The sequence below is a fragment of the Microlunatus parietis genome (genome assembly GCF_013407955.1).
Lineage (GTDB): Bacteria > Actinomycetota > Actinomycetes > Propionibacteriales > Propionibacteriaceae > Microlunatus > Microlunatus parietis.
In genome coordinates this window covers 160,504-180,668 of the sequence record NZ_JACCBU010000001.1, presented here as the reverse complement: position 1 = coordinate 180,668, position 20,165 = coordinate 160,504, and the positions used below count along the sequence as shown (strand labels likewise).

Below are 20,165 nucleotides of genomic sequence, written 5' to 3'. Positions count from 1 at the left end.
TCATGAACAAGGAACCCGCAGTCATCCTCGGAGTCATCGGCGCGGCGGTTGCCGCGGTGCTCGGCGTCCTGGTGGCGTTCAACCTGCCGCTCACGCAGGACCAGCAGGACGCGATCATGGCCGCCATCGGCCCGGTCGGCCTGCTGATTATCGCGCTGATCACCCGGCAGTGGGTGACGCCGGAAGCCAGGGCGCGGTCCCGCGAGCGGGCAGCGCTGCGCCAGGGCCGGCAGGAAGCGACGCCCGGCACCGTCCGCGACGTCGACCTCGACCCACCGGCTGAGGCATGACCAGCACGCCCAGCGACGCCGCCCGCACCCCCGCGGGCGGCGTCGCGCTATCCCTGCTGACCTGCTCGACCAACACCCGCTACCGCACGTTCGGCCGGGCGATCCAAGACCAGATCTGGCCCCAGTACGACGCGCTGCCGGAAGCCGACCGGGCCCGGGTCGAGATCATGATCCTGACCGACAACAAGGCCATGATGCTCGGCGAGAAACGCAACGTCATGGTCGACGCCGCCCGGGGCGAGTACGTCCAGTTCATCGACGACGACGACCGGATCGAACCCGACCTGATCACGTCGGTGCTTGCCGCGATCGACGCCAACCCCGGGGTCGACGTGATCACGTTCCTGGCGTCCGTGACGATCAACGGCGGCCCGCCGAAGATCTGCCGGTACTCGAAGGCGTTCGGGCGGGACCTGAACACCCCGACCGAGTACCGGCGGCTGCCGAACCACATCTGCTGCATCCGGCGCGAGGTCGCGCTGCAGGCGACGTTCCCGAACCTGATCAGGGGCGAGGACTCGGCATACTCCCGGCTGCTGCTGCCACACCTGCGGACCGAGCACGCGATCGACCGGGTGCTGTACCACTACGACTACAGCGACGAGACCACCGAGACGCAGCAGCACCGCCGCGGCGTGATCCGGACCCGGCCCGACCAGCCGCCGATCGTCGACGTCGTGGTGTTGTCGAACGCCACCGGTGCTCGGCTGCGCCGGATGACGCAGCACACGATCGATACCTGTCTCGCCGGCGCCAACACCCTGCCGGTGCGGGTGATCGTGCTCGAGCAGCAGCAGGTCCGGTACCAGCGCGCCGAGACCGTGCACGCGCCCGAACCGTTCGGCTTCAACGAGTTCGCCAACCGCGGCGCCCGGCTCGGCTCGGCCGAGTGGATCATGATCGCGAACAACGACCTGGTCTTCGAGGACGGCTGGCTGCACCAGCTGCTCGCCGCCGGCCACCCGATCGTGTCCCCGCTGAACCCCGGCGATCACCGGCAGCGGGACCTCGACGGGAACGAGACCGGCCGCGTCAACGGCCGCCACCTGTCCGGCTGGTGCTACATGATCACCCGGAAGCTGTGGCAGCAGATCGGCGGGTTCGACGAACGGCTGCGGTTCTGGTGCTGCGACGACGCCGTGCTCGAACAGTGCGTCGCGGCCGGCGTGGACCCGATGATCGTCCCGGCCGCCCGGGTCCGGCACCTGGTATCGGCCACCCTCCGCAGCAGCGCGAGCTCGACCGACCGCGACGCGCTGACATGGGGTCAGGTGGACCTGTTCAACCGGCTGTACGGCCGGGACAAGTTCACCGACGATCCCCGGTACGCAGCGTGGCGGGCCCGCAACGCGGCGGTACCGGCATGATCAGCTGGGCCGTGATGGGGCACCCGTCGCGGTCGAGGGAAGCAACCGCGCTCGCGTGGGCGCTCGGCGGCCGGTTGTGGCTCGACGAAGACCAGGTCGGGGAGAACGCCAACGGTGACCGCTGCTGGGCCGCCTACGACCCCGCCGCGGCCTGGCACGTGGTGATGCAGGACGACGCACTGCCGGTCGCGGACATCGCCCGCCAGGCCCCGGCCGCGCTCGCCGCCGCACCCGCCCCGGTCGTCTCGTTCTACCTCGGCACGAACTACCCGCCGGCCACCGTCCAGCCGGCCCGCCGCGCCATGGCCGCAGCCAACGACACCGGCTCGGCGTGGATCACCGCGCCCCGGCTGTACTGGGGCGTGGCCGTCGCGATCCGGACCGACCTGATCGGCGACATGCTGGCCGCGGTCCGCCGGATCAGCCGGCCGTACGACGAACGGATCTCCCGGTGGGCCGAGACCGCCGGCCACTCGGTCGCCTACACCTGGCCGTCCCTGGTCGATCACGCCGACGGGCCCTCGACGATCCCGCGGCTGATCCAACGGCTGGCGCCCAGACGTGCGTACCGGGTCGGCCGCCCAACCACCTGGACGACCGACCCGGTACCGATGTGACAAAGGTGAAGCCGCCCCACCTGTGAGGATGGGGCGGCTTCGACGTGCAGCCGGGCCCTGCGGAAAGCCCAACCTCACGGTGTCGACACGGGCCGGACTCTACCGGCACACTGGCCAGATGACGACCGATGCGGGACGGTACCGGGGCCACGTCGACAGCGGCCCCCGCGGTGGGGTGTGGATCGCGTACGACGACGACGAGACCATCCCCTGCGCGTCGAGCGACGAGGCCGACCAACTACGGGTCGGGCGCCGAACGATGCGGGTCGCGTTCGTGCCGTTCGGGACCTCGATCGGTGACGCGATCTACGCCGCCGAGTCGGCCTAGTCCGACCGCTTCCACTCGCCGCAGTTGCGCGACTCGAAGAACCCGTCAGACTTCTTGATCGTCACGGACATGCGCGATCCCGGCTCGCCGTTCTCGTTCGCGATGATCGCCTCGAACTCGCCGCTGTCGTCCTTCAGTCGGGCCCAGTAGCAGCCGAACGAGTCGTCCGGGACCACGGTCTTGTACCGGCCCGGCTCGACGTCGACGCCGACTTCGTACGTGCCGTCAGCGAGCCCGGCCGGTTCCTCCGGTTCCTCGGCCGGCTCGGTCGGCTTCTCCTCCTCGGCGGGCTTCTCGGCCGGTGCAGCCTTGGCCGTTACCGTCTTAGTCACGGTGGGCGCCGGCACGCCGGCCGTACCGCTGCCGCCGCGGGCCAACGCGCCCGTGCACGACCCGACAGCCAGCGAGCACGCCACGGCGATGATCAGCGCGAGCCACCCGAACCGCTTCCGCTTCGGCGGCTGGACGAACTGCTGCGGCGGCGGCGGGATCATGGTTGACATCTCTGGTTGGTTCCTCTCAGTTGGTGGTGTTGATCAAGATCAGCGCGAACGTGATCAGGCAGGCGGCCAACTCGATCGCGATGATGAGCAGCAGCAGCAGACCCCAATCGATCTGCCGGGGTCGGGGATCGTCGCCCGGCCGGCGCCGTCGCGGGATCACCGCCGGCCCTTCCTGTCCTGCCAGTACCGGGCGCACCCTTCGTCACAGAACCATCTGTTCCAGCGGGCGACCCGGCTATCGGGCAGGGACCTGCCGCAGTTGGTGCAGAAGGCCCGTACCTCTCTCGGGTCATCGGTAGGGTGATGCATGGCTGATCGACTCCTCGTAAGTCGGTCGGTTGGCCCCGGCCGGGGGAGTCCGGACCGGGGTAGCTCGGCGGGAGGGCTCCACCCCTCCCGCCGAGCGTCGTTCTAGATCAGGCCCTGCCGCCGGTACTCGTCGCACCGCCGAGAGTTCTCGGCGGCCAACACCGCCTCGGCGGTCTTCGCCTCGGCATAGTGGGCCAGGGCGAACGGCAGCAGATCCTCGTTGCCGTCCAGCGCGAAGTCAGCCACGGACGTGGCCCACCCGTCCCGATCGATCCGCGCCAACTGCAGCCGCTGTGACAACTCCAGCGCATCGAGCTTGGTCAGGTCCTCTGCCTCCGTCTCGGCGCTCATGACCCGTACACCCGTCGCAGGGTGTCCAGGTGGTAGTAGCCGAGCAGCGGCGACCCCGCGCTGTTGATCGACTGGTTCATCACGTCCCGCTTCGTCGTGTGGTTGAAGCCGAGCGCGTGCCCGATCTCGTGCCGCACCAACATCACCTTCAACTGGTACGGGTACGACTTCACGATCCTGTCGTTGATCGTGATTACCGCCCGCTTGTACCGGCCGTAACCATCCTTCGACGTCGAGCAGTACCCCAACGTCCCGGTCGGCAGCTGGCCCCACTTCACCGTGATGATCGACGTCCCCCGGATCGGCGCCGGCCCCTCGACCGCGACCAGGTCCAACGCGGACGAGTCGTCCCAAGCCTCGGCCGCGGCCCGGACCGGCCACGCCGACCCGAGCAGGTTCTCAACGTGGACCGTCGTCCGGTTCCACCGCGCTACGCCGGCAGCGTGCGCCTGCTCAACCCCAACCAGCCCGGCGACCACACCGACCCCGATCAGGCCGAGCAGCCCCCGCCGCGACACCGTGCTGTTGATCATGACGCTTTCCCTTCCACAGGATGGATATCCCCAACGATCGGGTTCCAATGCAACGCACGGACCCCGTTCAACAACGTGACGTTGTCGACCTCGGTGTACTTCATCGAGGACGCCAACGACTTGTGCCGCAGGTACGCCTGAGTGACTCGGATGTCCTTCACCTGCCGCTGGAACCGAGTAGCCCCCGTGTCCCGCAGCTGGTGCGCCGTCGCCCGGCAGCCCACCGAGCGCAACGCGTTCCCGACCGTCTGCGACACCGTCACCGCCGACACATGATCATTCGTCCGGATCGGCGACGGGAACCACCACCCGTACTCCGGCATTGACTCGGCCAGCTTCTCGATCTCCGGATGGATCGGGATCGGCTTCACGACCCCGCCCTTCCCGGCCACGGTCTGCCAGCCAGCGGCCAGGTCGAGTTCCTCACCGCGGATCTTCGCGATCTCGTGAACCCGCAACGCCTGGAACAGCGCCAGCCGGACGTACGCCGCAGCCCGCCGCGACAACCTCGCCTTGAGTAGCGCGTTCACCGCCTCATCGGTGATCGGCCGCGCGATCGGATCGGGGATCTTCGGACGCGGGATTCCCTTCGTCAGTTGAAGATCCCCAAGATCAAACTCTGTCAACCACTGATCGAACGCCCGCAAGCTTCGCCAGTAGGTGACCTTCGTCCACGGCTTCCGCGGCCTGGCCAGCCAGGTGAGCACGTGCATCCGTGTCAGGGTCAACGGGTTGGTCACTTCGGCTGTCTTCATCAACGAGTGGATCGATCGGATCCGCGTCGCGACCGTTGCGGGGGATGCCCCGGTGGCGGTCATGTACTCAGCCCATGCGTCTAGAACAGACATTGTTCGGTAGCCCCTTGTGATCTTGAGAACGGTCAGGCCACCTTGCGCAAGGGGGAAAGATCAAGTTTACGGCGCCGAGCGGCTTGCAGCGAAGAAATCTTCGTTACCTGGACAGGGCAACGGAGGTACTCACGAGTAACAACGGCGTGGCAAGCCATCCCGCTCCCCAGCGGGTCGCGCGCCGACGCTGACGTCACGGCGCCTCGGCGGCGTCGAGCAGCCGCTGCCCCATGGCGCGCACGTAGTCGGCGAACGACGGCGGCTCGACGACCCGGAACGGGACGCCGATCAGCCCGATGCTGATCGCCGCCAGTTCGTACGAGTCGGCGGCGGTCCGGAACTGGCTGCTCCGCTCATCGATCGCCGTCACCTCGCCCCACTCGGGCCGCATCCAGCCGATCACCTCGGCGGCCGGCACCTCGAGCGTGACGGTGACCTGGACCCGCCGCGCGTGCTCGCCGAACACCCTGGCCAGATAGGTGGCCGCGTCGCCGTCCGGATCCGGCCGGGGCCGGAACCTTGGCCCGCCGGGCGTCCGCAGCCGGATCCGGTCCAGCCGGAACGTCCGCCAGTCGTCCCGGTCGGTGTCGTACCCGACGAGATACCAGCGGCGATGGTGGACGAGCCGCTGCGGGTCGACACGGCGCAGCGCGGTCACCCCTTCGACCGTTGTGTAGTCGAAGCGCAGGCCCTGGTGGTCCCGGCAGGCGTTGGCGATCGCCGTGATCGTCGCGGGATCGATCCGCGGGTCGGCCCGGCGCACGGTCGTCGTGCTGTCCCGCAGCACGGCGGCCCGGGCCCGCAGCCGGGGCGGCAGGATCCGGTCCAGCTTCGTCAACGCCCGGACCGAACTCTCCTCGATCCCGGTCACCGAGCCGTCGGCGACGCCGACCAGGCCGAGCACGATCGCCACCGCCTCCTCGTCGTCGAGCAGCAGGGGCGGCAGCACGGCCCCGGCCCCGAGCCGATAGCCGCCGCCGACTCCGGAGACCGCCTGCACCGGATAGCCGAGGTCGCGGAGCCGCTCGACGTCGGTACGGACCGTACGGGTGGTCACGCCGAGCCGGTCCGCCAACTCGGGGCCGCTCCAGGCGCGGGAGGACTCGAGCAGGCCGAGCAGGGTCAGCAGCCGGGCCGAGGTCGACGTCATGATCAGATTCTCGTTCCGATCGCGGAAGGAAACGTTCCGCGATCGATTCTAGGCTCCGGACCAGGACAACCGAACGAACAGAAAGGACACCCGATGACGATTCTCGTGGCCGGAGCGACCGGGACCGTCGGTCGCAGCCTGGTCCGTGCCCTGCTCGACCGAGGGCAGCAGGTACGGGCGCTGACCCGCGACCCGGCGACCGCAGACCTGCCGGCGGCCGTGGAGCGGGTCGCCGGCGATCTGGCCGCTCCGAGCACGCTGAGCGACGCGCTCCAGGGGGTGACCGCGGCCCATCTGATCGGCTTCGACGGTCCGCGCGGAGCGGGCGGCGGGGCGGCGCTGGGCACCGGGCCGGAGCTGCTCCGGCTGGCCGAACAGGCCGGCGTGACCAGAGTGACGCTGCTGCAGAATGGGCACTCCGGGCCGATGGAGGACGCGGTCCAGACGGGGCCGCTGCCGTGGACGATCATCGCGCCGGTCGGTTTCATGGCCAACGCCCGCCAGTGGGCCCCGGCGGTCCGGGCCGGCGAGCCGATCCGGGAACCGTTCGGCGACAGCGTCGGCGCGATCATCCACGAGGACGACATCGCCGCAGTGGCCGCGGCCGCGCTGATCGAGGAGGGTCATGCCGCGCAGACGTACCTGCTCAGCGGGCCGGAGGCGCTGACCGTGCGGGAACAGCTCCGGCAGCTGGGCGAGGCGCTCGGCCGGACCATCGAGTACGTCGAGCTGACCGAGGCGGAGGCGGTCGCGGGCTGGCGGGACCAGGGACTGGACCAGGAGTCGATCGACTTCTTCCTGGAGATGGGCCGGACCACACCGTGGGTGGGGCGGACCCCGCTGCCCACGGTCGAGCGGGTCACCGGCCGGCCGCCGCGGACGTTCGCGCAGTGGGCCCGGGAGCACGCCGCTGAGTTCGCCTGAGCCGAGGCTCAGGGCGTGAGCAGGGGAGTGATCAGCGGTACGGCGAGCTCGCGCTGCCAGGCCCGGGCACCGTAGCCGGCCAGCGCGGCGTCGACGGCCTCCTCGTTGACCGGCTCGGGCGGCCGCCAGGCCAGCCGGCGGACGTACTCGGGGGTGAGCAGGTTCTCGGCCGGCAGGTCGAGGGCCGCGGCGCGCTTGGCCAGGGCCTCCCGGACCCGGGCCAGCCGCTTCGCCGCGACGGGATCGCGGCTCGCCCAGAGCCGGGCTTGCGGCGGCCCGTCGGAGGTGATGTGCATCGGCGGCAGGTCGGCCTCGGGCAGCGCCAGCGCGGCGGCGATGGCGTCCGACCAGTCCGCCTCGTACTGGCGGGCGAGCCGGCGCCGGAACCCGCCGATGCCGCGGAACGAACGCGGCGTCAGGGACTGGTCGCCGGCGGCCTCGGCGATCGACAGGTCGGTCAGCACCTTGCCCGGCGCCCGGTCCAGCTCGGCCGCGATCGCGTCCCGGGTCTGCCAGAGCGCCCGGACGACGGCCAGGCCGCGGCGGCTGCGGACCTTGTGGATGCCGGAGGTACGGCGCCAGGGGTCGGGCCGGGCTTCCGGCGGCACCGAGGCGCCGGCGATCAGCGCGTCGAACTCCTGCCGGGCCCACTCGCTCTTGCCCGCTTCGTCCAGCTGCTCGGCCAGCCGGTCCCGCAGCCCGACCAGCAACTCCACGTCCAACGCGGCATAGGTGATCCAGTCCGCGGGCAGCGGTCGGGTCGACCAGTCGGCCGCCGAATGCTCCTTGAGCAGCCGGATCGAGAACAGTTCCTCCAGCATGGTGCCGAGGGCGACCCGCGGGTAGCCGAGCAGCCGACCGGCCAGCTCGGTGTCGAACAACTGCCGCGGCAGCATCCGTACCTCGTTCAGGCAGGGCAGGTCCTGGCTCGCCGCGTGAATCACCCATTCGGCGTCCGTGATCGCGTCCGCGACGGGGGACAGGTCGGCCGGGTCACCGAACGGGATCGGATCGATCAGCCAGGTCCCGGAACCCTCGCGGCGCAGCTGGATCAGATAGGCGCGCTGGCTGTACCGGAAGCCGTTGGCCCGCTCGGCGTCCACCGCCACCGGCCCGGAGCCTGACCGCAGCGACGCGATGGCTTCCTCGAGCCGGTCCGGTGTCGCCACGATCGGCGGCGCACCCTCCGCAGGGCGGGTGAGTACGGTGACGTCGGGCGAGTCCGTCGGATCGCCGTCGGTGTCCGACAAGGGTCGGGCCGGGCCGGCTGCGCCGGGTGTCGTGGTCGTCACCGTCTCCGTAAGGGTCGATTCTGCGGCTTGCGCCGGGACGGGATCGGCACCACACCGGCGGGCAGGGGCGGCAGCCCCGCCGTCGTACAGAGTAGTTCACTCCACGCAGCCAGATGTCTGGACAGTCCGGTACCGTCGTCCAGCTGCGGCGTCCAGGAGGCCCGGATCTCGACCTCGGCGCGGGCCGGTTCGTCCTCCATCCCACCGAACGACTCGCTGTGCACCGAGGTGACCGTGCCGCTCGGCGCGCCGAAGTCCGCCTGGTGCGCCTGCAGGGCGTCGATCAGCCAGGACCAGCCGACCTTGGCCAGCAGCGGATCGGTGACCATCTCCGGATCGACGTCGGCCCGGGCGAAGGTGACACAGCGGAACGTGCCGTCCCAGGCCGGATTGCCGGCCGGGTCGTGCAGCAGCACCAGCCGGCCGCTGCCGACCTCCTCGCCGCCGCTCAGCACATCGGCCGTGATCGCGACCGCGTACGGTGCGATACGCTGCGGGGCACCGATCTCGGTGACGACGAGTTCGGGGCGCCACGAAGCCGCTCTGAGGTCCTGCACCGCGCGGCCGAAAGGGGCCGGCAACGAGGCGGGTTCCGTCTTTGCTCCCACGTGTGTGACCTTATGTCAGCGCACCCCGGTGATCCGTTTTCGACGCGCCGTAAGGTCGGCCCGGACGCGGTCGCACGCGGTCTTCGGCGGCGTGACAAGATGCCAGCGTGTCCCCGACGGAATCGGAATTCCTGGCGGCGTGCCGCCGGCGGCAGACCGGCGTCCCGGTCTGGTTCATGCGGCAGGCCGGTCGATCGTTGCCCGAATACCACCAGGTCCGGGCGGGCATCGGCATGCTGGAGAGCTGCGCCCGGCCCGACCTGGTCACCGAGATCACGCTGCAACCGGTGCGTCGGTACGGGGTCGACGCCGCCATCTACTACTCCGACATCATGGTGCCGCTGAAGGCGATCGGGATCGACCTGGAGATCGTCAGCGGCACCGGCCCGGTGATCGCCGAACCGATCCGCAGCCGGGCCGACCTGGACCGGCTGCGGCCGCTGGAACCCGCCGACGTCTCGTACGTCAGCGAGGCGGTCACCCAGCTGGTCCGCGAACTCGGCCGCACCCCGCTGATCGGCTTCGCCGGCGCCCCGTTCACCCTGGCCAGTTACCTGATCGAGGGCGGGCCGAGCAAGGACTACGCCAAGACCAAGGCGCTGATGGTCTCCGAGCCGGCGCTCTGGGACGTGCTGTGCACCCGGCTGGCCGACCTGTCGGCCATGTTCCTTCGGGTGCAGATCGAGGCGGGTGCCTCGGCGATCCAGCTCTTCGACTCCTGGGCCGGCAGCCTGTCCGCCGCCGACTACGAGCGCTCGGTGCTGCCGCACTCGGCGCGCGTGTTCACCCAGCTGGCCGAGTTCGACGTGCCCCGGATCCACTTCGGGGTCGGCACCGGTGAACTGCTCCGGTTGTTCGGCGAGGCCGGTGCCGACGTGGTCGGCGTGGACTGGCGGGTGCCGCTGGCCGAGGCGAGCCGCCGGATCGGGCCGGACTACGCCGTGCAGGGCAACCTGGACCCGGCGCTGCTGTCGGCGCCCTGGCCGGTGCTGGCCGACCGGGTCCGTGCCGTGATCACCTCCGGTGCCGCGGCGCCCGGGCACATCTTCAACCTCGGCCACGGCGTCCCGCCCACCGCGGACCCGGCCGTGCTGGGCCGGATCGTGGACCTGGTGCATGCCGAGGGCCCCGCGCTGCGGGCCACCGCCCCGGCCTTCGCCGGCACGAATTGATCTTGAACGCATGAACGGCAGGGTCGTGGTCGTCGGCGGCGGTGTCGCCGGCCTGACGGCTGCCCGCGCGCTGGCCGGGGCCGGTCGCTCGGTGCTGGTCCTGGAGGCCGCGCCGCGACTCGGCGGCAAGATCATCTCCGTGGCACCGGACGGGGTTTCCTTGGACGGCGGAGCGGAATCCCTGTTGGCCAGGCGCCCCGAGGCGGTGCGGCTGGTGGCGGAACTGGGCCTGCCGATCGTCCATCCGACCGGCGCATCCTCGAAGTTGTTGATCAAGGGGCGGCTGCAGCCGCTGCCGCGGCAGGCGATGGGGATCCCGGTCGACCTGGACGGTCTGGCCGAGCTGCTGGAGCCCGATGATCTTGCTCGGGCCCGGCGGGAGCCGGAGCTGCCGGCCCCGGCGTTGGCGGGCGACATCGGGATCGGGGCGTACGTCGACGCCCGCTTCGGCCCGGCCGTCACCGACCGGCTGCTGGAGCCGATGCTCGGCGGGGTGTACGCGGGACGGGCCCGGGAGCTGTCCTTCGAAGCGGTGAACCGCGCCCTGTACGAGCGGGCCCGGGCCGGTGGTTCACTGCTGGGGCATGCCGCGGACCTGGTCGCGGCGGGCAGCGGCGTCGCCGGCGGACCGGTGTTCGCCGGGCTGCCCGGCGGCGTCTCCGGGTTGCTGCCGGCGCTCGTCGCTGATCTTGAACGGTCCGGGGTCGAGCTGCGGACCGGTGCCACCGTACGGGACCTGGAGCGGGCCGGGTCCGGCTACCGGCTCACGGTCGGGGCGGCGACGACTTCTCCCCTGGCCCTTCGACGGGCTCAGGGCGCCGAGGTCCTGCAGGCGGACTCCGTCGTCCTGGCGGTGCCCGCCGCGCCGCTGAGCCGGCTGCTCGACGGACTGGCCGGCCCGGTCGTCGAGGAGGTCGCCCGGGTGCCGTACGCGTCGATGGCGGTGGTCACCCTGGTGGTCCGCGGGTTCACCGGCGACGGGTCGGGCGCGCTGGTGCCACCGGGGGAGCTGCCGACGATCAAGGCGTTCACCCACTCCTCGTTCAAGTGGGACTGGGTGGCCGACGCGGCGCGCGCGGCCTGGGGTGCCGGCGCCGCGGTGATCCGGGCCAGCGTCGGCCGGATCGGTGAGGAACGGCTGCTGCAGCTGGACGACGAGCGGCTGGCGGCCCGGACGTACGCCGAGGCGCGGGACCTGGTGCCGGGCTGGGCGGGCACCGAGTTGATCACGCACGCGGTGACCCGGTTCGGCGGCGGGCTGCCGCAGTATCTGGTCGGGCACGTCGACCTGGTCCGGCGGTTGCGCGCGGCGGTCGGCGCGCAGCCGGGCCTCGCCGTCTGCGGCGCGTTGTTGGACGGCGTCGGGATCGCGGCCTGCATCGGCAGCGGGCTGGCCGCCGCGGAAACGATCATGAACGATCGATCATCGACAGGGACGAGGGCATGAAGGCACGCGAGATCAACGAGACGATCCGTTACACGATGTGGTCGGTGTTCCGCCGTCCCCCCGAGCCGGTCGGCCCGGCCCGGGCCAACGACGTCGAGCAACAGGTGGCGGCGGCCGTCGGTGATCGCGATCTCGAGATCCGCGGCTGGTACGACGTCGCCGGGCTGCGGGCCGACGCCGACCTGATGGTGTGGTGGCACGCGCCGGACATCGAGACCGTGCAGGACGCCTACCACGCGCTGCGCCGGTCCGACCTCGGCCTGGTGCCGGTCTGGTCCCAGGTGGCGCTGCATCGGCCGGCCGAGTTCAACAAGGGGCACGTGCCGGCGTTCATGTCCGGCGAGGACCCGAAGGCGTACCTGTGTGTCTATCCGTTCGTCCGCTCCTACGACTGGTACGTGCTGCCGGACGAGGAACGCCGGGCGATGCTGGTCGAGCACGGCCAGCAGGCGCGCGGCTACCCGGACGTCCGGGCCAACACCGTCGCCGCGTTCGCGCTCGGCGACTACGAGTGGATCCTGGCCTTCGAGGCCGACGAGCTGCACCGGATCGTCGACCTGATGCGTGACCTGCGCAAGTCGAAGGCGCGGCTGCACGTGCGGGAGGAGATCCCGTTCTTCACCGGCCGGCGGCGCGAGCTGACCGAGATCGTCTCCGCCTGGTGATCTTGCTCAGCGGATGAACTGATCGACGAAGTCGGCGCCGAGCCCCACCTTCGCGTAATGCGCGCGGCAGAGTTCGATCTTGGTCCAGACGTCCTCGTAGCCGGTCTGCCGGCCCTCGGCGTCGACGTAGATCATCGCGCCGGTGACGTTGAAGAACGTGATCATTTCCGAGCAGTCCTCCGGCACGGCGAGCGTGTGGATCTCGCCCGGCGGCTCGTACACGAAGTGGCCTTCGCGGGCGACCCAGTCGTGCTCGTGGTAGTGCCAGGTGCCCTTGATCACGTACCCGAAGACGGCGGCCGGATGGCGGTGCCGGGACACGATGCCGGACCGGGTCACCTTGAGCAGGTTGCACCACTGGCCGAGCACCGTGTTCAGCATCAGCGGGCGGAAGAAGACGTTGCGTTCCTGCTCGACCCAGAGCCGGTGGTCGTCCGGGATCGCCGGAATCGCGATGTCGTGCAGATACTGGTTGACGTTGCCTTCCATGGATCTACTTGCTCGGCGGTAGAGTCGCCGCCGTCGATGGTGATCAGGCGCGGACCACCACGCCCTGGCTGGCCGGTTCCGCGGCCAGGGGATAGGCGACGAACGCGAACCGCTCGCCGTCCGGCGCCCAGCTGTTGACGTTGATCGTTCCCTGTCCGCCGAACAGGGCGAGGTCCATGATCGGGACGTCCCAGTCGGGCGTCCGGACGACCCGCAGCTCCACCGGCTGGTCGGCGGGATGGCCCAGGGTCCCGGCGGGGAAGCTGAGGTAGCAGGCCAGGTCGCCGCGTGGTGCGAGATGCGGGAACCAGTCCACCCGCTCGGACCGGAGCAGCCGCTCGAATTCCGTGCCGTCGGTACGGATCCGGGCCAGCTGGGCGTGCCCGGGGGCGTCGGTGAACGACTCGGAGTTGATCAAGATCCAGTCGCCGTCCGGGGAATACTCCGGCCCGTCGCAGTGGCCGTCCCCGACGTCGATCAGGCGCCGCTCGCCGCCGGTCACCGGGAGCACGGCTAGCCGGCCCGGCACCCCGAACTGTCCGCGCGGAAGCTCGACGTACGCCAACTCCGAGCCGTCCGGGCTCACCCCGTGCAGATAGTGCGCCGTCTCCGGATCGTCGGTGATCTTGGTCGCGGGGCCACCGGCCAACGGCGCCCGGTAGAGCTGTCCGTCGTTGGCCGAGAGCAGGATCGTCGTCCCGTCCGGATGCGGTACGTGATCATTGTTGATCGGCGGCAGCCCGTCGAACGGGATCGGGCTCAGCGCGCCGGATCCGACGTCGACCGACCAGAGTCTGCCGTCGCCGTTCACCACCAGCCGGTCGGCGGCGAGCCAGTTCGGCGCCTCGATCAGCAGGTCGGTGTACTGGGCGATCCGCTGCACCCGGCCCGCGGCCGGCTCGGCGATCCAGAGCTCGGCGCGCTGGCCGGGGCGAAGGGTCCGGCCGCGGTGAACCTGATCTTGAGTCACGCGCACCAGGATGTCATGCCCGCCGCCGGTCTCAGGCGGCGCCGCCGGGGTCAGTCGGCGCTGTCGGGCTCCAGGGTCAGGCTGATCGAGTTGATGCAGTACCGCTGATCGGTCGGGGTGTCGTAACCCTCGCCCTCGAACACGTGGCCGAGATGGGAATCGCAGGCCGCGCAGCGGACCTCCACCCGCCGCATCCCGAGAGAGACGTCCTCGATGTAGCGGACCCGGTCCTCGGCCAACGGCGCGAAGAACGACGGCCAGCCGCAGTGCGACTCGAACTTGGTGTCGCTGCGGAACAGTTCGGCGTTACAGGCCCGGCAGCGGTAGAGGCCGGAGGTCTTGGTGTCGGTGTACTCGCCGGTGAACGCCCGTTCGGTGCCGGCCTGGCGGAGTACGTGATACTCGGCGGGCGAGAGCTGGGCCTTCCATTCGGCCTCGGACTTGATCACCTTGCCGACCGTGCTCGCCGGTCCGGATTCCGTCATGTCGCCCTCCTCGCACTCGTGGGTGTCGCACCCGGTCAACCGCGGCCCGCTCCAGGGTATTCCGGGCCGGTTAACCGGTGGCGGCCGGCGCCGTCGGTTTGGCACCGTGACCGGTGTGCCACTGCCGTACGACCAGAGGACGCCGGGTGCACGGAGGGCGCGCGACCTGATCCGGCAGGTGCTCGGCACCGCACCGGTCCGGGTCTGGCCGACGGAGAGTCCCGACGCTAAGTTCGCCGAACTCCCCGACGGCCGCCGCGTCGTGGTCAAGTGGCCGGAGTGGCGCAACGACGTGGAGTCGATCCGGGCGGAAGCCTGGGCGCACCGGCGTTGCCGCGAGGCCGGCCTGCGCGTTCCCGAGTTGGTCGCGGCCGCAGACGATCCGACCTGCCTGATCACCGAGGTGCTGCCGGGCGAGACGCTGGCCGACCGAGACCCGAGGGAACCGGCGACCCGGGCCGGCTGGGCCGAAGCGGGCGCGGAACTGCGCCGGTTGCACGAGATCCGGCTGCCCGGCTTCGGGCCGCTGCGGGCCCGGGCCGGGACCGCTCGGGGAGCGGCGGCCGCCTGGTGTCCGTACCTGGACGAGGCACGGGACCGCGGCGTCGCGTGGCTGGTCGACCGAGGCTTCCTGGACCGATCGGCGGGTGACCGGCTGGTCCGGTGCCTCACCAGGGCCGCCCCGGCGCTGGCCGAGCTGACCGACGGTCGGCTGCTGCACAGCGACCTCTCGGGCGGCCACGTACTCGTCGGCCCGGACGGTTTCGGCGGGATCATCGACCTCGGTCAGGCGCAGGTCGGCGACCCTCGCTGGGATTTCGCCCGCGTCCTGTTGTGGGACGGCGACCCGGCGCTGGACGCGCTCCTCGACGGCTACGGGCGGGAGGTCCTCCCGGACGAGGAGCGACACACCGTCCTGCCCCTCTACCTGTTCGCCTACTGCTGTCATCACGCGGTCGGTCATCCGAACGACGAGTACATCGCCCTGCTGCTGGAGCGGTCCCGCTGGCGCGCGTTGCTCTAGGGACGGGGAAGAACCGGCCGCGTGTTCAGGGTGTTGCAGAATTCCATCCGTAGGCGCCATCGCCGAAGATCTTGAGGCCCTGCCCGTGCTCGATGCACACGACCGGAGTGAGTTTCGGCCGGTCAGTCGCGGCGGAAAATCACAGCGGTCGGGTCGTGAGGTGGACGCCATCCAGCAGCAACAGCAAGCTGCGAGGGCGTGCCACTTCCCATTCAATCAGCGGACGCGTTGACCTCCATTTCGGGCCGGATCGCCGGTCAAGGCGTCCGCTCGACGACGTCACCGCAACAGGCTCTAGCCGCGGCGGCGGGTTCCCCGATCAACGCCAGGCGTAGAGCAGGCCGCCGGCGCTGACGACCCCGATGATCGGATACGCGAGCACGCCGACCACGATCCCGGCGATGCCGAAGCCGCGGCCTCTGCCCTGCGCGGTGGCGACGATCGAGAGGACGAAGCCGACCACGCCGATGATCACGCCGCCGACGGCCAGGCCGATCCCGAGCGGCGGGACCGGCTTCGGGTCGCCGTCCAACGGCCCCGTCGTGGTCGCGACCAGCCAGAGGCCGACCGCGGAGGTGAACACCGTGGCGAGGACCACGATGATCAGGCCGAGCACGCCGAGGGTGCGCGTCCGGCGCCGCTTGACCGGGGGAGCGGGAGCAGGGACGGGCGGCGGATACGGCACGGGCGGCTGGACCCGGCTCTGCGGATGCGGCGCGTTCGGGTACGGCGCGTTCGGGTACGGGGGTGGTCCTGGAGCCTGTCCCGGCTGGAGACCCTGCGGGGGATAGGGACCGGCCGGCGGGTCGGCCGGATGCGGCGGTGGCGGTCGGTTCTCCATCCGGCCAGTTCAACGGATTGCCGGGCCTTCGTCCAGTCCGGCGCGGACGAGTCGCACCGTCGCCTGAGGTCCCGTGCCGACCGATCCTGGTCCGGGGCGCTGACGGTCCGGCCTCCTATGCTGTGGCCATGGCCACGCCTGCGACGGAGTTGAGCATCGGTGAGCGGACGGTCCGGGTGTCGAGCCCGGACAAGATCTACTTCCCCGAGGTCGGGCTGACCAAGCTCGATGTCGTCAACTACGTGGTCGCGGTCGGCGATGGGTTCCTGCCCGCGCTGCAGGACCGGCCGGTGACCATGGAGCGCTGGCCGGGCGGATACAGCCCGGACGCGAAGCTGAGCACCCGGGAGAGCCGGTTCGGTGAGGCCTTCTACCAGAAGCGGGCGCCGGCGAAGGGGATGCCCGACTGGGTGGAGACGGCGGTGATCACGTTCCCGTCCGGCCGGACCGCGACCCAGGTCTGTGTCACCGAATTGGCCACGATCGTCTGGATGGCCCAGCTGGGCACGCTGCGCTGGCACCCCTGGGCGGTGAGCCGGGCCGACACCGAGAAGGTGGACCAGCTGCGGATCGACCTGGATCCCCAGCCCGGCACGGATTTCGCCGACGCCGCGGTCGCCGCGGCCGAACTGCGGTCGGTGCTGGCCGACGCCGGACTGACCGGGTTCTGCAAGACCAGCGGCGGGCGGGGCGTGCATGTGTTCGTCCCGATCCGGCCGGACCACGGGTTCATCGAGGCCCGGCACGCGGTGATCGCGATCGGCCGCGAACTGGCCCGTCGGATGCCGAAGCAGGTGACCGTCGACTGGTGGAAGGAGGAACGCGGTGAGCGGGTCTTCATCGACTTCAACCAGATGGCGCGGGACCGGACCATCGCGTCCGCCTACTCGATCCGGCCGATGCCGACCGCGCAGGTCTCCGCGCCGCTGACCTGGGACGAGCTGCCCGACGCGGCGCCCGAGGACTTCACGGTGCCGAAGATGCGGACCCGGTTCGCGGAGCGCGGTGATGTCTGGAAGCCCTTCTACGCAACGGAACCGGCCGGCATCGACACCGCTCTCGAGTGGTACGAACGCGACGAACGTGATCATGGTCTGGGCGAGCTGCCGTACCCGCCGGACTACCCGAAGATGCCGGGCGAACCGCCGCGGGTGCAGCCGAGCAAGAAGGTCTCCGAGCACTGGGACGAGCAGGGCAACCGGATCGAGAAGTAAATCCCCTCGCCGGGCCGGGCGGTGCCCGGCTAGAGTGGACGGCACGTCACCCGGGACGGAAGGAGGTGCGCCAGTCATGATCACCATCACCGTGCGCAGCCCCGCCGTTCCCTTGCCTCGTTGACGATCGGCGGCGGGTCGCGCTCCTGAATCCAGGAGATTCGCATGTCAGTCAGGATCAGAACGATCACGTTCGACGCCGGGCCGGACCACTATGCCGTCGGCAGGTTCTGGGCCGAACTGCTCGGGTACGGAGACGTACCCGGCAACCCGAACCATCCGGACGACCCGGAGACCGTGATCATCGGGCCGGACGGCGGCCCGGCGATCCTGTTCCTTCCCGTACCGGAGCCCAAGACCGTGAAGAACCGGGTCCATCTCGATCTCGAACCGGAGAACGAGACCCGGGACGAGGCGGTCCAGCGGGCCCTCCGACTCGGTGCGACCCAGGTCGCGGACCACCGGAACCCCGATGGCAGCGGCTTCGTGCAGCTGGCCGATCCGGCCGGCAACGAGTTCTGTATTGAAGGGTCGGCCGCCGAGCGGGCCCGGTTCGCTCAGCCGGCGACGTAACTGAGGAACAGCGTCTGGTCGTCGGCGAGCAGGACCTTGTCCGGTCGGTAGCCCGGAGCCGGAGTGATCCAGTCTCCGTGCACCGTCCGCGGGCCCTCGCCGCCGACGACCGTCGGCGCCAGCGTGATCGCCAGCTCGTCGACCAGGCCCGCCGCGATCAGCCCGTGGTGCAGCCGCGGGCCGCCCTCGCAGAGGATCCGGCCCGAACCCTGGCCGGCCAGCCGGTCGACCAGCTCGACGAGCCGCACCGTGCCGCGGCCGAGCTGCCAGACCTCGATGCCCGCCTCCCGGAACGGCGAGATCCTCGCCGCGTCATGATCATCGATCGTCGCGATGATCACCGGGCCGCTCGGCGCACCGTCGGCCCGGCCGATCATGGGATCGAGGTCGAGGGTGGCGGTGACGATCACCAGCGTCGGGAACTCGGCCAGCCCGCGCCGCTGCCGTACCTCACGCTGCCAGGGAGCAAGATCAGCGGCCCGGTAGCCCTCCACCCGCGCGGTCCCGGCGCCGACCAAGATCACATCGGCCAGGGCGCGTTGCAGCGCGAACAGGTGATGATCACTCTCGGTGTTGATGCTGCCCGAGCGGCCGTCCGGTCCGTAGATCGAACCGTCCAGGGTGGTGACGAAGTTGGTCCGCAGCCAGCGACCCTGCGGCCCGACCGGGTGGGCGTAGAGCTGTTCCAGCTCCGGCCCGGTCAGGGCCTTCGGCGGTCGGCCGGACTCGTCGTACAGGAGGCGCACGCGGCCATCCTTTCACCCGGCCCCGCGATGCCTGCGGATCGGGCAGAATGCCCGCATGGCGAAGAGCAAAGGCTCCAAGAAGAAGGCCGCGAAGCCCGCAGGCCCGGTCACGCTGCGGGACGGCGAACGCCTCGCCGACCTGCTCCGGGTGCCCGCCGGCGAGGTCGACCCGGCCGGCTTCGACCCGCGGGCGACACCCGGGTTCGACGGCGACAAGGCCGACGCCCCGGCAGCGATCGCGGCGCTGAGCCCGGAACTGAGCGACCTGCAGGAACGGCTGTACGCGTCCGGCCGGGCGGAGCCGGAGCGGGCCCGGCGGGTCCTGCTGGTGCTGCAGGGGATGGACACGTCGGGCAAGGGCGGCGTGCTGCGGCACGTGATCGGGCAACTCGACCCGCAGGGGACGTCGATCAAGGCGTTCAAGGCGCCCACCGAGGAGGAGCTGGCGCACCACTTCCTGTGGCGGATCGAGCGAGAGCTGCCGACGCCGGGCATGATCGGGATCTTCGACCGTTCGCAGTACGAGGACGTGCTGATCGCCCGGGTCAACCAGCTGGCCGGCGAGGACGTGATCATGACCCGCTACGACGAGATCAACGCCTGGGAGGCCGACCTGGTGCAGACCGGGACGGTGGTGATCAAGTGCTTCCTGCAGATCTCGAAGGACGAGCAGAAGGCCCGCCTCACCGAACGGCTGACCGACCCGGCCAAGTACTGGAAGTACAACCCGGGCGACCTCGACTCCCGCGCCAAGTGGGACGCCTACACCGAGGCGTACGCCGCCGTACTGACCCGCTGCAACCCCGACACCGCGCCCTGGTACGTGATCCCGGCGGACCGGAAGTGGTACCGCAACTGGGCGATCACCCGGCTGCTCACCGAGCACCTGCGCGACCTCGGCCTGGGCTGGCCGGCCGCCGAGTTCGACGTCGCGGAGGAGCAGCGCCGGCTCGCCGAGAGCTGATCACCACAAACGTTCCCTGAGCCTGTCGAAGCGCTGTCCTGAGCCTGTCGAAGGGGGCAGACCGCGCAGCCCGGATCCACCACCGGCCACTGATTCCAGCGCGTGATGTCGCGATTTCTCTGCTGACGGACCGTTGCCGCCCATTACAACGTTGCGCCCTCTGACGCGAAGAGAAATGGCGACACCCGACCCGCCCGCAGCCGCTCCGGCTACCGCGACCTCTCCGGCCACTGCGACTGCCCCTCATCATCGCTGCCTCGACCACACCGAGCCGACTGCTTGACCCGCAGGATCCGCCGAAATCGAGGTCAGATCGTCTCTCAGTGATCACCCCGCCGTTCCCGCCTCATGCTCGGCCCGCGGCAGGATCGCCTTCGCGCCGAGCCGTACTGCGCCCGGCCATGATGGCCACGGCCTCCTCCGGGATCTCCGCCGGCTGGGTCAATTCGGGCGAC

General features: G+C 70.6%; 25 protein-coding genes. 12 read left to right on the top strand and 13 right to left on the bottom strand.

Annotation, left to right across the window (positions count from 1 at the left end; genetic code table 11):
• Positions 1-2: 2 nt before the first annotated feature.
• The 4 genes from BKA15_RS00900 (at position 3) to BKA15_RS00885 (ending at position 2,602) form a co-directional block, all read left to right on the top strand.
• Entirely contained in the window at positions 3-290 is a 288-nt protein-coding gene (locus BKA15_RS00900) for a hypothetical protein (protein ID WP_179747726.1), read from the top strand.
• Positions 287-1,657 (top strand): glycosyltransferase, encoded by a 1,371-nt coding sequence (locus BKA15_RS00895; protein WP_179747725.1) that lies wholly within the window; start codon positions 287-289, stop codon positions 1,655-1,657. The genes BKA15_RS00900 and BKA15_RS00895 overlap by 4 nt, the downstream gene beginning before the upstream one ends.
• Entirely contained in the window at positions 1,654-2,274 is a 621-nt protein-coding gene (locus BKA15_RS00890; RefSeq protein WP_179747724.1) for a hypothetical protein, read from the top strand. Before BKA15_RS00895 ends, BKA15_RS00890 begins: the two co-directional genes overlap by 4 nt.
• Before the next feature lie 118 nt (positions 2,275-2,392).
• Positions 2,393-2,602: a hypothetical protein gene (locus tag BKA15_RS00885; protein WP_179747723.1), complete on the top strand. Its 210-nt coding sequence runs from the start codon at positions 2,393-2,395 to the stop codon at positions 2,600-2,602.
• Here the strand turns inward: BKA15_RS00885 and BKA15_RS00880 are convergent.
• From BKA15_RS00880 to BKA15_RS00855, 6 genes are all read right to left on the bottom strand, one after another.
• A complete protein-coding gene (locus BKA15_RS00880) occupies positions 2,599-3,105 on the bottom strand; it encodes an Rv1352/Rv1906c domain-containing protein (RefSeq protein ID WP_179747722.1) in 507 nt (168 codons plus the stop codon). The genes BKA15_RS00885 and BKA15_RS00880 overlap by 4 nt on opposite strands.
• Before the next feature lie 16 nt (positions 3,106-3,121).
• The gene (locus tag BKA15_RS00875) at positions 3,122-3,265 is read right to left on the bottom strand and encodes a hypothetical protein (protein ID WP_179747721.1); all 144 of its coding nucleotides are present in this window, start codon (positions 3,263-3,265) and stop codon (positions 3,122-3,124) included.
• 251 nt (positions 3,266-3,516) lie between these two features.
• Positions 3,517-3,765, bottom strand: a complete 249-nt coding sequence (locus tag BKA15_RS00870) for a hypothetical protein (RefSeq protein ID WP_179747720.1) — start codon at positions 3,763-3,765, stop codon at positions 3,517-3,519.
• Complete coding sequence (locus BKA15_RS00865) at positions 3,762-4,298, bottom strand: zinc metalloprotease (protein WP_179747719.1); 537 nt, start codon at positions 4,296-4,298, stop codon at positions 3,762-3,764. Before BKA15_RS00865 ends, BKA15_RS00870 begins: the two co-directional genes overlap by 4 nt.
• Complete coding sequence (locus BKA15_RS00860; protein WP_179747718.1) at positions 4,295-5,053, bottom strand: tyrosine-type recombinase/integrase; 759 nt, start codon at positions 5,051-5,053, stop codon at positions 4,295-4,297. The genes BKA15_RS00865 and BKA15_RS00860 overlap by 4 nt, the downstream gene beginning before the upstream one ends.
• A gap of 286 nt (positions 5,054-5,339) precedes the next feature.
• Positions 5,340-6,296, bottom strand: a complete 957-nt coding sequence (locus BKA15_RS00855; RefSeq protein WP_179747717.1) for a helix-turn-helix transcriptional regulator — start codon at positions 6,294-6,296, stop codon at positions 5,340-5,342.
• Positions 6,297-6,389: 93 nt separating this feature from the next.
• Between BKA15_RS00855 and BKA15_RS00850 the strand changes: the two genes are divergently transcribed.
• Positions 6,390-7,220, top strand: a complete 831-nt coding sequence (locus BKA15_RS00850; protein ID WP_179747716.1) for an NAD(P)H-binding protein — start codon at positions 6,390-6,392, stop codon at positions 7,218-7,220.
• A gap of 8 nt (positions 7,221-7,228) precedes the next feature.
• On the opposite strand, the gene BKA15_RS00845 is transcribed toward BKA15_RS00850, so the two are convergent.
• Positions 7,229-8,512, bottom strand: a complete 1,284-nt coding sequence (locus BKA15_RS00845) for an HRDC domain-containing protein (protein WP_312878781.1) — start codon at positions 8,510-8,512, stop codon at positions 7,229-7,231.
• Positions 8,509-9,120, bottom strand: a complete 612-nt coding sequence (locus BKA15_RS00840) for a DUF3000 domain-containing protein (protein ID WP_179747715.1) — start codon at positions 9,118-9,120, stop codon at positions 8,509-8,511. Before BKA15_RS00840 ends, BKA15_RS00845 begins: the two co-directional genes overlap by 4 nt.
• A 107-nt stretch (positions 9,121-9,227) precedes the next feature.
• On the opposite strand from BKA15_RS00840, the gene hemE reads away from it, so the two are divergent.
• From hemE to hemQ, 3 genes are read left to right on the top strand one after another with little or no spacing between them, the layout of a single operon-like run.
• A complete protein-coding gene (hemE, locus tag BKA15_RS00835) occupies positions 9,228-10,292 on the top strand; it encodes a uroporphyrinogen decarboxylase (RefSeq protein ID WP_179747714.1) in 1,065 nt (354 codons plus the stop codon).
• Between the two features lie 10 nt (positions 10,293-10,302).
• Positions 10,303-11,739: a protoporphyrinogen oxidase gene (hemG, locus tag BKA15_RS00830; RefSeq protein ID WP_246322238.1), complete on the top strand. Its 1,437-nt coding sequence runs from the start codon at positions 10,303-10,305 to the stop codon at positions 11,737-11,739.
• Positions 11,736-12,404, top strand: coding sequence for a hydrogen peroxide-dependent heme synthase (hemQ, locus tag BKA15_RS00825; RefSeq protein ID WP_179747712.1), 669 nt, complete (start codon positions 11,736-11,738; stop codon positions 12,402-12,404). Before hemG ends, hemQ begins: the two co-directional genes overlap by 4 nt.
• A gap of 6 nt (positions 12,405-12,410) precedes the next feature.
• Here hemQ and BKA15_RS00820 read toward each other — a convergent pair whose 3' ends face one another.
• The 3 genes from BKA15_RS00820 to msrB are packed head-to-tail and all read right to left on the bottom strand — an operon-like array spanning position 12,411 to position 14,348.
• Positions 12,411-12,893, bottom strand: a complete 483-nt coding sequence (locus BKA15_RS00820; protein ID WP_179747711.1) for a 2,4'-dihydroxyacetophenone dioxygenase family protein — start codon at positions 12,891-12,893, stop codon at positions 12,411-12,413.
• A 43-nt stretch (positions 12,894-12,936) separates the two neighbouring features.
• Positions 12,937-13,863 carry a TolB family protein gene (locus tag BKA15_RS00815; protein ID WP_179747710.1) on the bottom strand — a complete coding sequence of 309 codons (927 nt, stop codon included), beginning with the start codon at positions 13,861-13,863 and terminating at the stop codon, positions 12,937-12,939.
• Positions 13,864-13,913: 50 nt separating this feature from the next.
• A complete protein-coding gene (gene msrB, locus BKA15_RS00810; RefSeq protein WP_179747709.1) occupies positions 13,914-14,348 on the bottom strand; it encodes a peptide-methionine (R)-S-oxide reductase MsrB in 435 nt (144 codons plus the stop codon).
• A gap of 106 nt (positions 14,349-14,454) precedes the next feature.
• On the opposite strand from msrB, the gene BKA15_RS00805 reads away from it, so the two are divergent.
• Positions 14,455-15,372, top strand: a complete 918-nt coding sequence (locus BKA15_RS00805) for a phosphotransferase family protein (protein ID WP_179747708.1) — start codon at positions 14,455-14,457, stop codon at positions 15,370-15,372.
• A 319-nt stretch (positions 15,373-15,691) separates the two neighbouring features.
• Here BKA15_RS00805 and BKA15_RS00800 read toward each other — a convergent pair whose 3' ends face one another.
• Positions 15,692-16,213: a hypothetical protein gene (locus BKA15_RS00800; protein WP_179747707.1), complete on the bottom strand. Its 522-nt coding sequence runs from the start codon at positions 16,211-16,213 to the stop codon at positions 15,692-15,694.
• Between the two features lie 128 nt (positions 16,214-16,341).
• Between BKA15_RS00800 and BKA15_RS00795 the strand changes: the two genes are divergently transcribed.
• Positions 16,342-17,427, top strand: a complete 1,086-nt coding sequence (locus BKA15_RS00795; RefSeq protein ID WP_179747706.1) for a DNA polymerase domain-containing protein — start codon at positions 16,342-16,344, stop codon at positions 17,425-17,427.
• A gap of 165 nt (positions 17,428-17,592) precedes the next feature.
• Positions 17,593-18,000, top strand: coding sequence for a VOC family protein (locus BKA15_RS00790; RefSeq protein ID WP_179747705.1), 408 nt, complete (start codon positions 17,593-17,595; stop codon positions 17,998-18,000).
• On the opposite strand, the gene BKA15_RS00785 is transcribed toward BKA15_RS00790, so the two are convergent.
• On the bottom strand, positions 17,985-18,746 hold the full coding sequence (locus BKA15_RS00785; protein WP_179747704.1) for a dihydrofolate reductase family protein: 762 nt from the start codon (positions 18,744-18,746) through the stop codon (positions 17,985-17,987). The genes BKA15_RS00790 and BKA15_RS00785 overlap by 16 nt on opposite strands.
• A gap of 55 nt (positions 18,747-18,801) precedes the next feature.
• Here BKA15_RS00785 and BKA15_RS00780 point away from each other — a divergent pair, with 55 nt between their 5' ends.
• Positions 18,802-19,710, top strand: coding sequence for a PPK2 family polyphosphate kinase (locus BKA15_RS00780; RefSeq protein WP_179747703.1), 909 nt, complete (start codon positions 18,802-18,804; stop codon positions 19,708-19,710).
• The last annotated feature ends 455 nt before the right edge of the window (positions 19,711-20,165 follow it).

Bases quoted from the DNA above. Each gene is read 5' to 3' on its own strand.
- BKA15_RS00820 (WP_179747711.1), bottom strand. From the start codon at position 12,893: ATGGAAGGCAACGTCAACCAGTATCTGCACGACATCGCGATTCCGGCG.
- BKA15_RS00900 (WP_179747726.1), top strand. From the start codon at position 3: ATGAACAAGGAACCCGCAGTCATCCTCGGAGTCATCGGCGCGGCGGTT.
- msrB (WP_179747709.1), bottom strand. From the start codon at position 14,348: ATGACGGAATCCGGACCGGCGAGCACGGTCGGCAAGGTGATCAAGTCC.
- BKA15_RS00780 (WP_179747703.1), top strand. From the start codon at position 18,802: ATGGCGAAGAGCAAAGGCTCCAAGAAGAAGGCCGCGAAGCCCGCAGGC.
- BKA15_RS00890 (WP_179747724.1), top strand. From the start codon at position 1,654: ATGATCAGCTGGGCCGTGATGGGGCACCCGTCGCGGTCGAGGGAAGCA.
- BKA15_RS00880 (WP_179747722.1), bottom strand. From the start codon at position 3,105: ATGTCAACCATGATCCCGCCGCCGCCGCAGCAGTTCGTCCAGCCGCCG.
- BKA15_RS00790 (WP_179747705.1), top strand. From the start codon at position 17,593: ATGTCAGTCAGGATCAGAACGATCACGTTCGACGCCGGGCCGGACCAC.
- BKA15_RS00860 (WP_179747718.1), bottom strand. From the start codon at position 5,053: ATGAAGACAGCCGAAGTGACCAACCCGTTGACCCTGACACGGATGCAC.
- BKA15_RS00800 (WP_179747707.1), bottom strand. From the start codon at position 16,213: ATGGAGAACCGACCGCCACCGCCGCATCCGGCCGACCCGCCGGCCGGT.
- BKA15_RS00865 (WP_179747719.1), bottom strand. From the start codon at position 4,298: ATGATCAACAGCACGGTGTCGCGGCGGGGGCTGCTCGGCCTGATCGGG.
- BKA15_RS00885 (WP_179747723.1), top strand. From the start codon at position 2,393: ATGACGACCGATGCGGGACGGTACCGGGGCCACGTCGACAGCGGCCCC.
- BKA15_RS00870 (WP_179747720.1), bottom strand. From the start codon at position 3,765: ATGAGCGCCGAGACGGAGGCAGAGGACCTGACCAAGCTCGATGCGCTG.
- BKA15_RS00795 (WP_179747706.1), top strand. From the start codon at position 16,342: ATGGCCACGCCTGCGACGGAGTTGAGCATCGGTGAGCGGACGGTCCGG.
- BKA15_RS00895 (WP_179747725.1), top strand. From the start codon at position 287: ATGACCAGCACGCCCAGCGACGCCGCCCGCACCCCCGCGGGCGGCGTC.
- hemG (WP_246322238.1), top strand. From the start codon at position 10,303: ATGAACGGCAGGGTCGTGGTCGTCGGCGGCGGTGTCGCCGGCCTGACG.
- hemQ (WP_179747712.1), top strand. From the start codon at position 11,736: ATGAAGGCACGCGAGATCAACGAGACGATCCGTTACACGATGTGGTCG.
- BKA15_RS00850 (WP_179747716.1), top strand. From the start codon at position 6,390: ATGACGATTCTCGTGGCCGGAGCGACCGGGACCGTCGGTCGCAGCCTG.
- BKA15_RS00855 (WP_179747717.1), bottom strand. From the start codon at position 6,296: ATGACGTCGACCTCGGCCCGGCTGCTGACCCTGCTCGGCCTGCTCGAG.